We start from the raw sequence: 12,451 nt of genomic DNA on the forward strand, positions 1-12,451 counted from the left end.
CCCATGAACCCCCAGAAGCAATCATAGGTGGCAAGCCATTCTTGATCGTTACGCTCTTTCGCGGTGGTCCATCGACTGGATCGGCATCGGCGAATCCGCGCTGATCGTCGCGCTGGCGGTGACGGCTGCCTACCTTCTCCACCGCGTCGTCTTCGCCGTGGCGGGCAAGCTGGCCCGGGCATCGCAAAGCACCGTCGATGACCATGTCATCGACAGCATCCGCAGGCCGGTCAAATGGGCGATGATTGCCATCGCCATCACGCTGGTGGCGAACGCCAACGACACGCTGGCGGCCCTATGGGAACCGATCGCGCGGTTCGTGCGCCCGGCGCTGCTCGGTTGGATTGCCTACACGCTGGTCAAGGCTTTCACCGTCTCGCTCGAGTACCGGCTCGACGAGCGGGAGGAAGGCGGCGCGATCGACATCGCTGCCCTGCGCAGCCGCAAGACCCGTATCGCGATCCTGTCGCGCACGGCGACTTTCGTGATCGTGTTCATCACCGTCGGGCTGATGCTGCTGAGCATCCCGCAGGTCGCGGCCATCGGCACCACCGTGCTCGCCTCCGCCGGCATCGCGGCGCTGGCCGTGGGTGCGGCAGCGCAGCCGGCGCTCAAATCGCTGATCGCCGGCATCCAGATGGCCCTGACCGAGCCGATCCGCATCGGCGACCTGGTGGCGGTCGACGGCCAGAATGGCCGCGTTGAAGAAATCCGCATGAGCTATGTCATCGTCCGCACCTGGGACGAGCGGGCTTTGCTGGTGCCGACCAGCCGCTTCCTCGACGACAGTTTCGAGAACTGGTCGCGCAAGAGCGAGCGGTTGACCGGGCCAGTCATGCTGCATCTTGACCCGATGGCGGATATCGCCCCGATCAGGACGGAATTCGACCGGTTCGTCAAAGCACATCCGTTGTGGGACGGGCGTACGGCCGAACTGCTGATGACCGACGCCTATCCTGAAAGCGTCGCGCTGCGGCTGTCGGTCAGTTCCTCGACCATCGCCGACCTCTTCACCCTGCGCTGCGAACTGCGCGAGCATATGCTGGCCTGGCTGCGCGCGGAACAACCCGACGCGCTGATCCGCCACCGGCTCGAACTGCCCGGCGGTCACCCGAAGGCTCCGGAAGCGGAAGCGCCCGGAACGGGCGGCTAGTCACGGGATAGCCAGGGAAGCTCTCATATTTTAGGTGTGTTACTGTATTGACACAGTGATGTTCGTGTATCATCGTCGTGCGCAACCCTTCATACGGGGCAAGCGGGATCGTTACCTTGGACCAGCCGGACAGACGCTTCATCGCCAACACACCCAGCAGCAGCAGCAGCAGTGCCGATGCCTGGCTTTCGCGCGCGGCCACCGCCTGCGGCTGGTCGATCGCCGCGGGGCAGGCGCTGTTCATCGCCTTCATTCTGCTGTTCTACTACCCGACCACGCTGACCGGCCGGTTCGAACAGTGGAATTCCAAACCGCTGATCACGGGTTTCCAGGCCGGGGACACGCTCGGCAATGCCGGATTCGCGCTGCACGTAACCCTGGCAGCGGTCATCACGTTCTGCGGGTTGCTGCAATTGCTGTCGTCGCTTCGCAGGCGATGGCCCGCAGTGCATCGCTGGTCCGGTCGGACGTTCATCGTAACCGCCATCGTGCTGTCGCTGGGCGGCCTGTGGCTGGTCTGGGTCCGCGGCAGTTACCTCACCCTGGTCGGGGCGGCAGGGATCAGCGTCAACGCGGTGGTGATCCTAGCCTGCGCGACCATGGCCTGGATCAGGGCGCGCGAACGCCAGTTCAAGCTGCACCGCGAATGGGCGCTGCGCCTCTTCGTCGCGGCGAGCGCGGTCTGGTTCATGCGCGTGGGCTACATGGCATGGGGCCTCGCCACTGGCGGTGTCGGGATCGGCGACAGCATGAATGGGCCGTTCGACTTTTTCCTCGCCTTCGCCAACACCGTCGTGCCGCTCCTGGTACTGGAGGCCTACCTTCGCGCCGACGGGGCGGGAGACAGGCAAAAGCTCGCAACCTCTGCGCTGCTCGCCCTATCGGCACTCGTCATTCTCGGCGGCAGCGCCGGAGCCTGGCTCGCCATGTGGGGCCCTTATATCTAGCGAGCGCTATTCCTCGAACCTGGCCGCTTCCCTGGCGCCGTGCTTCTGGTCGCGCGTCGATGCGACCATGCCTTCGTAGAGGAACCCGATCGGCTTGACCTCGGCAGCGCGCTTCTTCAGCTCGCCCTGCATCTTCTTGTATTCCTCTTCCATTTCCGCCGTCACCGTGGCGCGAGAGTCCTCCAGCGCCTCGGCGAAGTCGGCCGCAGTGACGTTCTGCACCTCGGCCCCTGCGCGGTGAAGCGCATTAAGGCCGGCGCGGCGCACAACGTCTTCCAGGTCGGCTCCGGTGAAGCGGTCGGTCTTGCCGGCAATATCCGCCAAGTCGACATCCTTCGCCAGCGGCATCTTGGAGGTGTGGATGCCGAGGATCTGCTCCCGACCCGCCTTGTCGGGCGTGCCGACATAGACCAGCTCGTCGAAGCGGCCCGGCCGCAGCAGCGCCGGATCGACCAGCGCCGGGCGGTTGGTCGCCCCAATGACGACCACCGATTGCAGTTCCTCCAGCCCGTCCATCTCCGCAAGGATCGTGTTGACGACCCGCCCGGTGACCTGCGGTTCGCCCTGCCCGCTGCCGCGCGCCGGTACGAGGCTGTCGATCTCGTCGATGAAAATCACGCAAGGCGCAACAGCGCGGGCGCGCTGAAACATCTTGGCGATCTGCTGCTCGCTCTCGCCGTACCATTTCGACAGGAGGTCGCTGCTCTTCATCGAGATGAAATTGGCTTCCGCCTCCTTGGCGACAGCCTTGGCCAGCAGCGTCTTGCCGGTGCCCGGAGGGCCGTAGAGCAGGAAGCCCTTGGCCGGACGGATGCCGAGCCGCCGGAAGGCATCCGCATTCTTGAGCGGCAGCTCGATGCCTTCCTTAAGCTTGCCAATCGCCTCGCCGACGCCGCCGATATCGTCCCAGCCGACATTGGGCATCTGCACCATGACCTCGCGCATGGCCGAAGGCTGCACCCGCTTGAGCGCGGAGAGGAAATCGTCCCACTCCACACAGAGCGATTCGAGCACGTCCTGCGGCACCTCGCGGGCGTCGAGATCGATCTTGGGCATGATCCGCCGCACCGCATCGATCGCCGCCTCGCGGGCCAGAGCCGCAAGGTCCGCGCCGACATAGCCATAGGTCATGCGGGCCAGTTCCTTGAGATCGACTTCCGTGCCGAGCGGCATGCCGCGGGTGTGGATGCCGATGATCTCGCGCCGGCCCTTCTCGTCGGGCACGCCGATCACGATTTCGCGGTCGAAGCGACCCGGACGGCGCAGCGCCTCGTCGATGGCGTCGGGGCGGTTGGTGGCAGCGATAACGACGATGTTGGCGCGCGCTTCCAGCCCGTCCATCAGCGTCAGCAATTGGGCGACGAGGCGCTTCTCGGCCTCGCCCGGCACCCGGTCGCGCTTGGGCGCGATCGAATCGATCTCGTCGATGAAGATGATCGCAGGCGCATTCTTGGCGGCGTTCTCGAACACCTCGCGCAGCGCCTTCTCGCTCTCGCCATAGCCCGAACCCATGATTTCGGGCCCGTTGATGATGGAGAAATCCGCATCGCTTTCGTTGGCGACGGCCTGCGCCAGCCGGGTCTTGCCGGTGCCCGGCGGGCCGTGCAGCAGCACGCCCTTGGGCGGATCGACACCGAGGCGGATGAACAGTTCGGGATAGCGCAGCGGCAGTTCGACCATCTCGCGCAGCTGCTGGATCGTGTCGTCGATACCGCCGACGTCGTCGTAGTTGACGACTGCGCGGCCCGCCTTCGCCTCCTCGAATTCGGCCCGCAGCTCGACCTCGGTATCGTCGTCGATATGCACCACGCCCTTGGGCACGGTCGAGACGACGCGCAGGCGGATCTGGGTCAGCGCATAGGCCGGCGCATTGAACATGCGGCGCACTTCGGGCGGCATGTTCTGCACCGGTTGCTGGCCGGTGGTGGCGACGAAATCGCCCGCGACGATCGGCTTGCGGAAGAAATTGCGCTTGAGCGCCTGCGTCGGGCCCTGCAGGCGCATCTCGCGGCTGGCGGGGGCGAAGACGACCCGTGTTGCCGGACGCGATTCGGCGGCGCGAACGGTCACATGCTCGCCGCCGGCGGTTTCCGCATTGCCGCGCTGCAGGCCGTCGAGCCGGATGACTTCCAGGCCCTGGTCTTCGGCATAGGAAGCCATGGCGATGGCGGCCGTCGCCCGCTTGCCTTCGATGGCGACGACATCCCCTTCGGTAATGCCCAGCGCCTTGAACGCCGTCCGCGGCAGGCGCGCGATGCCCTGCCCGCTTTCTTCCTGCCGGGCTGCGGCCACCTGCAGGCGCACCTGCCGTTCTGTCACTGCGTCCTGCGCATCGGCCATAGTGTCGAATTCCCGTCGCTGCTCGCCCATGTCGGGCTGTCCCGCCAAGCTAGGTAGCGCCGGCGCACTATGCAAATGCAGCGCGATGCAAAGGGTTTCCGCAAGCCGCCCCCAGCGGCCTGTCGAGCCAAAGAAAAAAGCCCGGCTGGACGAACCAACCGGGCTGGAAAGTTTGGGAGAGGATGCCTGAAAGGCACCGCCGATATGCTGTCATTGGCGTTTTTGTGCAAGTGCGAAATGCACCGTTAGTGTTGCATGAAACGCAAGAAAGCCATTACGACTCTACATAGGCTTCTGAAATTTCATGATGAATCGGTCGGTCTTACCGCGCAACTGCTCGTCGAAAACCGACTTCGACAGGTCGTCGTTGCTGCGCCGCAGCACATCGGACTGGCCGACCAGCCTGAATCCCGCCCTGGTCATGTCGCGGATGACCGTTGCGGGGTCGATGCGATGGACATCGTTGACGATCTGCCGCGTGTCGCCGGGGGGACCGACATGATCGACGATTATCACGGTGCCGCCCGGCTTCACCGCGGCGAACCAGTTGGCGAGCATGAAATCCACATCGAGGCGCGAAAACTTGAAACGTTCCGATTCGAAATAGAGGTCATGGAAGACGAGGTGCGCGAAAATGCTGTCGACGCTGCCCGGCGCCAGTTGCATGGCCCGGGCATCGGTGACGAGGGTGCGGATATTGCCGTCGGCCCTGAGCCTCGCATCCCAGGCGTCGGCCCGGTGAAAGCTCAACGGATTGACGGCATAGACCATGCCCTGCGGCCCAACGAGGTCGGCCAGCAAGGCGGAGTAATAGCCGCCGCCCGCCATGAAATCGGCCACCACATCGCCCCGCTTGATGCCGGAAAAAGCGAGCACCTCGGCCGGGTGCCGCCCTTCGTCCTGCACGCGGTCCGCTTCAGTCCGGTCCTTTGCTGCGACGACCGCCTGCGCCGTCTGCGCGGACACGGAGACGGGTAGCGCCAGCGTCAGCGCGAGCGCTGCTGTCAATCCGGCGCATCGCGCCTGCTTGGTGATCCTGTTCGTCATGGTGTTATCCCCTCTCTTCCCGGAACCGTCCGAAGATGCGCCGCTTCACCCTGCGATGCAAACGGCGCAAGCAAGGGTCGACCAAGCTGCCAGCCATGCCGATGGACGGATGACAGCCCCCCTGCCTTTGGCTATGGCGCGCGCGACCAGCCCCGGCCCTGCCAGCGGGCATTTCCGGCCACCGCTCGACGAGGTTTCCATGCAAAAGCTCTATCCCGATGCCGCCGCCGCCCTCGAAGGCCTCTTGCGCGACGACATGCTGATCGCCAGCGGCGGTTTCGGCCTGTGCGGTATTCCCGAACGCCTGCTCGTCGCCATCCGCGACAGCGGGGTGACTGGGCTGACCTTCGCCAGCAACAATGCGGGCATCGACGGCGAAGGCATCGGCATGCTGCTGCGCACCCGCCAGGTGAAGAAGATGATCAGCAGCTATGTGGGCGAGAACAAGGAGTTCGAACGCCAGTTCCTCTCCGGCGAGCTCGAGGTCGAATTCTGCCCGCAGGGTACGCTGGCCGAGCGCATGCGCGCGGGCGGCGCGGGCATCCCCGGGTTCTACACCAAGACCGGCGTCGGCACGCAGGTGGCCGAAGGCAAGGAAGTGAAGGAATTCGACGGGCCCAACGGCAAGGAGGAATACATCCTCGAACGCGGCATCTTTGCCGACCTCGCCATCGTCAAGGCGTGGAAGGCCGACGAGACCGGCAATGTCGTGTTCCGCAAGACCGCGCGCAATTTCAACGTGCCGGCCGCCACCTGCGGCAAGGTCTGCGTGGTGGAGGTGGAGGAAGTGGTGCCCGCAGGCAGCCTCGATCCCGACGCCATCCACCTGCCGGGTGTCTATGTCCAGCGCATGATCGTCGGCGCGCCCTACGACAAGAAGATCGAATTCCGCACTGTGCGCGAGCGCGAAGCCGCCTGACCCCGCGATGAAGCCGGCCGCCGTCCTCCTGCTTGCCGCTGCCGCTGCCCTGCAGGGTTGCGCTGCCGCTGTGATCCCGGTCGCGGCCGGTGCGCTGATGGCGACAGGCAAGGCTGGCGGCAACACGGAGGCAAGGGATCAGAGCATAGACCTCCAAAGGGTGGACGTGGCAGCGCCGGAGGCAGCGCAACGGAATTCATCCGATGCGGTGCCAGTGCCGTCCCCGGTACCGGTCGATGCATTGCCCGAGACCGGAACGCGGGCGATCCTGCTCCCCGGGGTAACCGAACTGCCGGCCCCTTCGCCCCAGGCCCCCGCCGGTATCGATACGACTTACCGCGCATTTGCCGACTACGCGCTCGGGATTGCGGGCCGCGACCCGCTCGCCGATCCCGTCCGCCCCTCGGCGTTGCTAGCCGCACCGGGATCGCTCGTCCCGCGCACCGCACCATGCCGCTTCGCCGCCAGCGCGGTCCTTATCGACCTTGATCCGCAGCAGGGGGATTTCGACCCGGCGTTGCCCGTGTCGCGTCCGGGACTGGCCGATGCGCTGGCCCGCCTCCGCAGTGCCGGGGTGGACATCGTCTGGAGCACGGCGCTGACAGCGGACCGGGCAGGCGACGTGCGCCGCTGGCTGCGCGAAAACGGCCTCGACCCGGCAGGCGGGGATCGCCTGTTGCTGATGCGGTATGCCGAGGATCGCAAGCAAACGAGGCGGGCGGAGGCATCTGGGGAACACTGCCTCGTCGCCATGCTCGGCGACGAACGCGCCGATTTCGACGAATTGTTCGACTACCTCAGGAACCCCGACGCGGCACTGCCGCTCGACGCATTGCTGGGCCGGGGCTGGTTTCTCGCCCCGGTGTCGAGTGCCGTCAGCCGCAATCCAGCGGCAACCCCCGATAACGATGAAGGACCCCTTCCATGAGCTGGACCCGCGACGAAATGGCCGCCCGCGCCGCACAGGAATTGCAGGATGGCTATTACGTCAACCTCGGCATCGGCATCCCGACGCTGGTGGCGAACCATATCCCGGCGGGGATGCAGGTGACCCTGCAAAGCGAGAACGGCATGCTCGGCATCGGCCCGTTCCCCTATGACGACGAGGTCGATGCCGACCTCATCAACGCCGGCAAGCAGACCATCAGCGAGCTGCCGCACAGCGCCTATTTCGACAGTGCGGCGAGCTTCGCCATGATCCGCGGCGGGCACATCGACCTGACAGTGCTGGGCGCGATGGAAGTGGCCGAGAACGGCGACATCGCCAACTGGATGATCCCGGGCAAGATGATCAAGGGCATGGGCGGGGCGATGGACCTTGTCGCCGGGGTCAGGAAGATCATCGTGGTGATGGAACATAACGCCAAGGACGGCAGCCCCAAGTTCATCCCCGCCTGCACCCTGCCGCTGACTGGCAGGAACGTGGTCGACATGATCATCACCGACAAATGCGTGTTCCACCGGGTCAATCACGCCAGCCCGTTCCGGCTGATCGAGCTTGCGCCCGGCGTAACGGCTGAGGAAATCGCTGCCAGCACCACCGCCCGCTACGAGGTGGCGCTTTGAACCGCGGCAGTGGCTGGCTGGTAGCCGGCGGCGTCCTCAGCCTCGTCGCAGCGCTCGCGCACCTCGCCTGCATCCTGTTCGGGCCGGCGTGGTTCCGGTTCTTCGGCGCGCCGGAGCCCTTGATCGTCGCCTATGAAGGTGGCGCGATGGGGCTGGTCTGGATGACCGTGGCCATTGCAGCCCTCCTTGCCGTCTGGGCGGCCTACGCCTTTGCGGGCGCAGGGTTGATCCGGCGATTGCCATTGCTGAGGACCGCGCTGGTCGTCATTGCGGCGATCTACCTCGCGCGCGGCGCGGTGCTGTTCCCGGCGCTGGCTGCGGCGCCCTATCCGCGCTCAGGATTCGATATCTGGTCCTCGGCCATCGTGCTGGTCTACGGTCTCGCCTATGCCATCGGAACATGGCTGGCTTGGGCGCGCCTGAAGCCCGCCTCTACCGCAAGGGCCTGATCCGTCATGTGGCTCGACGCGCCCCGCAACGCGAATTCCCCGTTGGCGGGCCTCAAGGTGCTCGAATTGGCGCGGGTGCTGGCGGGGCCGTGGGTCGGGCAGATGCTGGCCGATCTGGGTGCGGACGTGATCAAGGTCGAGGCGCCGGAGGGCGACAATACCCGGATCTGGGGACCGCCCTGGGTGGAGCACGACGGCGAACGGACCTCGGCCTATTACCACGCCTGCAACCGCGGCAAGCGCGGCATCGTAGCGGACTTCAGGGCCGCGGACGACCTGGCGCTGGTCCGGTCGCTGGCCGACAGCGCCGATGTCGTGCTGGAGAACTTCAAGCCCGGCGCGCTGGCAAAGTTCGCGCTCGACTACGCCAGCATCGCCGCCGCCAACCCGGCGGTGGTCTATTGCTCGGTCACCGGCTTCGGGCAGGACGGCCCGCGCCGCAACGAGCCGGGGTACGATTTCGTCATCCAGGCCATGAGCGGCTTTATGGCGCTCACCGGCGAGCCGGACGGCGATCCCATGAAGATGGGCGTATCGATCAGCGACCTCTCCACCGGACTATGGGCCGCCAACGCCGTGCAGGCCGCGCTGCTGATGCGGCATCGGACCGAGAAGGGGCAGTGGATCGACATGAGCCTGCTCGATTGCTCGGTCGGATTGCTCGCCAACCAGGCGATGAACCTTTTCGCCAGCGGCACCAATCCGCCGCGAATGGGCAATGCCCATGCCCAGGTCAGCGCCTATGGCGTTTTCCCGACTGCGGACGGCCCGGTGGTGCTTGCGCCTGCCAACGATGCCCTGTTCCGCAAGCTGCTGGTAGTACTCGGGCGGCACGATTTGCTCGACGATGCGCGCTTTGCCGACAACGAAGGCCGGGTGACCCACCGCGCCAAGATCGACAAACTGATTGCCGCCGAGACGCAGAAATGGCCGCGCGAGGATCTGCTCGGCGCCTGCGCCGAGGCAGGAGTGCCCGCCGGCCCGATCCAGCAGCTCGACGAGGTCTTCGCCGACCCGCAGGTGGTTGCGCGGGGCATGAAGATCGAACCCGGTGGCATGCCGGGGGTGCGCAGCCCGTTCCGGTTTTCGGACGCGGAGCTGGTGCTGGACGCGCCGTCACCGACGCTGGGCCAGCACCAGCCGGACTAGGCTCAGGCCAGTGCGGCCTTGAGGCTTTCAACGAGGTCGGTCCGTTCCCACGGGAAGGTCTCGCCCTCGGCCTTGCGACCGAAATGGCCGTAAGCGGCCGAGATGCGATAGATCGGCTTGTTGAGGCCGAGGTGGGTGCGGATGCCGCGCGGGGTCAGGCGAACGAGCTGCGGCAGGATCTTTTCGAGCTGCGCCTCGGTGACGCCGTTGCCGGTACCGTGGAGGTCGACATAGAGCGACAGCGGCTCGCTGACGCCGATGGCATAGGCGATCTGGATCGTGCAGCGGCGGGCGAGCCCGGCTGCGACCACATTCTTGGCGAGGTAGCGCGTGATGTAGGCGGCCGATCGGTCGACCTTGGTCGGGTCCTTGCCGCTGAACGCGCCGCCTCCGTGGGGCGATGCGCCGCCGTAGGTGTCGACGATGATCTTGCGGCCGGTCAGGCCTGCGTCACCGTCCGGCCCGCCGATCTCGAAGCAGCCGGTCGGGTTGATGTGATAGACCGTGTTCGCGGTCAGCAATGTCGCCGGCAGAACGTCGGCAATCACGCCCTTCACATAGGATTCGAGCTCGCCGTATTTCGCCGCATCGCCTTCGCCATTGTGGAAGTGATAGCCCGGTGCGTGCTGGGTCGAGACTACGATGGCGGTCGCTTCGACCGGCTTCTCGTTCTCGTAACGCAGCGTGACCTGGCTCTTCGCATCGGGTTCGAGGAACGGTGCAGCACCGCTCTTACGGTCCTGCGCCATGCGCTGGAGGATCTTGTGGCTGTAGTCCAGCGTTGCCGGCATCAGGTCGGGCGTCTCGTCGCTGGCATATCCGAACATGATGCCCTGGTCGCCTGCGCCTTCGTCCTTGTTCGAGCCTTCGCCGCCGGCATCGACACCCTGGGCGATATGCGCGCTCTGGCCGTGCAGGTGGTTTTCGAACGTCAGCGTTTCCCAGTGGAAACCGTCCTGCTCGTAACCGATATCCTTGACCACGCCGCGCACCGTGCGTTCGATTTCCTCGAGCGCGCCCGGAGCCCATTCGCCGTTCTCGTACACGCCCTTGCAGCGAATTTCCCCGGCCAGCACGACTCGCTGCGTGGTAGTCAGCGTTTCGCAGGCAACGCGGGCTTCGGCATCCTTCGACAGGAACAGGTCGACGATCGCATCCGAGATCTGGTCCGAAACCTTGTCCGGATGACCTTCGGAAACGCTTTCCGAAGTGAAGAGAAATTCGCTGCGCATGGGGCCTCTCGAGGGATGATCGTCAAAGGGGATATAAAGAAAGCTTTATGTCTTGATATGGCCTCTAGCCGCGCCGCCAGCGCATGGCAACCAGTGACAGCGCGACAAGCAGCAGTGCCCAGCCCAGCGCGAGGGCATTGCCCAAGCGGGCGAACACCGTGGGTTCGTGCGGGGGCGGGATACGCCCCGTCAGCGCACCCTTGACCCCCATGCCGAGCGACTGGCGGACCACGCCATCGGCATCGATCACACCGCTGATGCCGGTGGTGGTGGCACGCACCACGGGCAGGCCTTCCTCGATCGCGCGCATCCGGGCCTGCGCGAAATGCTGGGGCGGGCCATAGGTGCCGAACCAGCCATCGTTCGACGGATTGAAGAGGAATTGGGGCCGGTCGCTGCGATCGACCACCTGCCCGGAAAAAACGATTTCATAGCAGATCTGGATGCCGGCCCGGCCATAGGGTCCGAGCGCGATCGTCCGCGGACCGGGCCCTTCCCAGAATTCGATCGTCCCGGCCACCAGCCTGCTGAGGCCGAGCGGTTCGAGCAGCACCTTCATCGGCAGGTATTCGCCGTAGGGTACCAGGTGCGCCTTGCGGTAGGACCCCACGATCCGCCCGCGCTGGTCGAGCGCGGTGACGACGTTGTAGGCGGCCACCGCCCGCCCGCCACGGATCTCGAGGTCGATGGCACCGGTCAGCAGCACGGTATCGGCACCCATCAGCGTGGCGATGCGGTGCCGTGCGTAGGCTGGGTCTCCGCCGGCGGTGGTGGCCCGATAGTAGCGCCTCGGATAGCCATCCCGCAGATAGTCGGGCAGGCCGGATTCGGGCCAGAAGACGATGCGCTTGCCGCTATCGCCCGGGGCACGTTCGCTCAGCCCTACGATCCTGACGAAGGCGCGTTCATAGAGGCGGGGGTCATTGATATCGTCCTGGCTGAAATCGGGCTGCGCGACCAGGTAGGCCTGCGTGCCCTCTTCGCGCGGGCCGAAGGCAGGCAACAACATTCCGGCGGAGATTGCGACGGCCAATGCCAGCGCGGGAATCCAGCGCCTGCCTTTGAGCCACCAGACCAGCAGGCCCGACAGGAAAATACCGATACCTGACAGCGCATAGGTGCCGGTCCATGGCAGCAGCATGGCGAGGCCCGGCACCTTGTCCGTCCCCAGCATGGCGAGGCTGAACGGTCCCCAGGCATAGCCGGTGAAGACCCACGAGCGCAGCCATTCGCTGACGATCCAGAGCCCCGCAAAGGCGAGCACGGTGGCGAGGGTCCGGTCCTGTTCGCGCACCAACAGCCGCGTCGCCCCCGCGGCCAGCGCGGGATAGACCGCAAGGTAAAGCGAAAGCAGCGGCACCGCCAGCCAGCCGAGGGCGGCCGGCATCTCGCTCTGGTGGGTGAAGGCCGTCGCGATCCACGCATTGGTGACCGAGAAATGGGCCACCCCGAACAGCCATCCGCGCAGCAGGGCCGTGCGCCAGCGATCGGTCCGCGTCAGGTGGAAAACCGCTACGCCTATCGCCAGCAAGGCCAGCGGCCAGAGCTTGAACGGAGGAAATCCGGTTGCCGCGGCCGCGCCTAGCAACAGGCTGGCGAGCCGCGGATACCGGTCGAGCAGACGGTCGAGCGCCGACATCACTTCCTAT

At 65.8% G+C, this 12,451-nt stretch carries 11 protein-coding genes; 7 read left to right on the forward strand and 4 right to left on the reverse strand.

The features are described 5' to 3' along the window. Positions 1 to 118: 118 nt before the first annotated feature. The gene (locus tag WAB17_RS04860) at positions 119 to 1,153 is read left to right on the forward strand and encodes a mechanosensitive ion channel family protein (protein WP_435418889.1); all 1,035 of its coding nucleotides are present in this window, start codon (positions 119 to 121) and stop codon (positions 1,151 to 1,153) included. Positions 1,154 to 1,269: 116 nt separating this feature from the next. Continuing rightward, entirely contained in the window at positions 1,270 to 2,100 is an 831-nt protein-coding gene (locus tag WAB17_RS04865) for a DUF2306 domain-containing protein (protein ID WP_435418890.1), read from the forward strand. 6 nt (positions 2,101 to 2,106) lie between these two features. On the opposite strand, the gene WAB17_RS04870 is transcribed toward WAB17_RS04865, so the two are convergent. Both WAB17_RS04870 and WAB17_RS04875 read right to left on the reverse strand, forming a co-directional pair. Then, positions 2,107 to 4,440 (reverse strand): CDC48 family AAA ATPase, encoded by a 2,334-nt coding sequence (locus WAB17_RS04870; RefSeq protein WP_435419332.1) that lies wholly within the window; start codon positions 4,438 to 4,440, stop codon positions 2,107 to 2,109. A gap of 282 nt (positions 4,441 to 4,722) precedes the next feature. Further along, on the reverse strand, positions 4,723 to 5,487 hold the full coding sequence (locus tag WAB17_RS04875) for a class I SAM-dependent methyltransferase (RefSeq protein ID WP_435418891.1): 765 nt from the start codon (positions 5,485 to 5,487) through the stop codon (positions 4,723 to 4,725). A gap of 199 nt (positions 5,488 to 5,686) precedes the next feature. Here WAB17_RS04875 and WAB17_RS04880 point away from each other — a divergent pair, with 199 nt between their 5' ends. From WAB17_RS04880 to WAB17_RS04900, 5 genes are read left to right on the forward strand one after another with little or no spacing between them, the layout of a single operon-like run. Beyond that, a complete protein-coding gene (locus WAB17_RS04880) occupies positions 5,687 to 6,406 on the forward strand; it encodes a CoA transferase subunit A (protein ID WP_435419333.1) in 720 nt (239 codons plus the stop codon). Positions 6,407 to 6,413: 7 nt separating this feature from the next. Then, a complete protein-coding gene (locus WAB17_RS04885) occupies positions 6,414 to 7,334 on the forward strand; it encodes a hypothetical protein (RefSeq protein ID WP_435418892.1) in 921 nt (306 codons plus the stop codon). Then, on the forward strand, positions 7,331 to 7,972 hold the full coding sequence (locus WAB17_RS04890) for a CoA transferase subunit B (RefSeq protein WP_435418893.1): 642 nt from the start codon (positions 7,331 to 7,333) through the stop codon (positions 7,970 to 7,972). The genes WAB17_RS04885 and WAB17_RS04890 overlap by 4 nt, the downstream gene beginning before the upstream one ends. Next, positions 7,969 to 8,421, forward strand: a complete 453-nt coding sequence (locus tag WAB17_RS04895) for a hypothetical protein (protein WP_435418894.1) — start codon at positions 7,969 to 7,971, stop codon at positions 8,419 to 8,421. Before WAB17_RS04890 ends, WAB17_RS04895 begins: the two co-directional genes overlap by 4 nt. A gap of 6 nt (positions 8,422 to 8,427) precedes the next feature. After that, complete coding sequence (locus WAB17_RS04900) at positions 8,428 to 9,570, forward strand: CaiB/BaiF CoA transferase family protein (RefSeq protein ID WP_435418895.1); 1,143 nt, start codon at positions 8,428 to 8,430, stop codon at positions 9,568 to 9,570. Between the two features lie 2 nt (positions 9,571 to 9,572). Here WAB17_RS04900 and metK read toward each other — a convergent pair whose 3' ends face one another. Both metK and lnt read right to left on the reverse strand, forming a co-directional pair. After that, positions 9,573 to 10,802 (reverse strand): methionine adenosyltransferase, encoded by a 1,230-nt coding sequence (gene metK, locus WAB17_RS04905; RefSeq protein WP_435418896.1) that lies wholly within the window; start codon positions 10,800 to 10,802, stop codon positions 9,573 to 9,575. 64 nt (positions 10,803 to 10,866) lie between these two features. After that, a complete protein-coding gene (lnt, locus tag WAB17_RS04910) occupies positions 10,867 to 12,441 on the reverse strand; it encodes an apolipoprotein N-acyltransferase (protein ID WP_435418897.1) in 1,575 nt (524 codons plus the stop codon). Positions 12,442 to 12,451 lie beyond the last annotated feature (10 nt).

Origin of the sequence: Parerythrobacter aurantius (assembly GCF_045291475.1) — a bacterium.
In the GTDB taxonomy this organism is placed as follows: Bacteria; Pseudomonadota; Alphaproteobacteria; order Sphingomonadales; family Sphingomonadaceae; genus Parerythrobacter; species Parerythrobacter aurantius.

What these genes read in the sequence shown, in the direction of transcription:
- WAB17_RS04890 (WP_435418893.1), top strand. Translation starts at nt 7,331, where the DNA reads ATGAGCTGGACCCGCGACGAAATGGCCGCCCGCGCCGCACAGGAATTG.
- WAB17_RS04885 (WP_435418892.1), top strand. Translation starts at nt 6,414, where the DNA reads ATGAAGCCGGCCGCCGTCCTCCTGCTTGCCGCTGCCGCTGCCCTGCAG.
- WAB17_RS04900 (WP_435418895.1), top strand. Translation starts at nt 8,428, where the DNA reads ATGTGGCTCGACGCGCCCCGCAACGCGAATTCCCCGTTGGCGGGCCTC.
- WAB17_RS04870 (WP_435419332.1), bottom strand. Translation starts at nt 4,440, where the DNA reads ATGGCCGATGCGCAGGACGCAGTGACAGAACGGCAGGTGCGCCTGCAG.
- metK (WP_435418896.1), bottom strand. Translation starts at nt 10,802, where the DNA reads ATGCGCAGCGAATTTCTCTTCACTTCGGAAAGCGTTTCCGAAGGTCAT.
- WAB17_RS04880 (WP_435419333.1), top strand. Translation starts at nt 5,687, where the DNA reads ATGCAAAAGCTCTATCCCGATGCCGCCGCCGCCCTCGAAGGCCTCTTG.
- lnt (WP_435418897.1), bottom strand. Translation starts at nt 12,441, where the DNA reads ATGTCGGCGCTCGACCGTCTGCTCGACCGGTATCCGCGGCTCGCCAGC.
- WAB17_RS04875 (WP_435418891.1), bottom strand. Translation starts at nt 5,487, where the DNA reads ATGACGAACAGGATCACCAAGCAGGCGCGATGCGCCGGATTGACAGCA.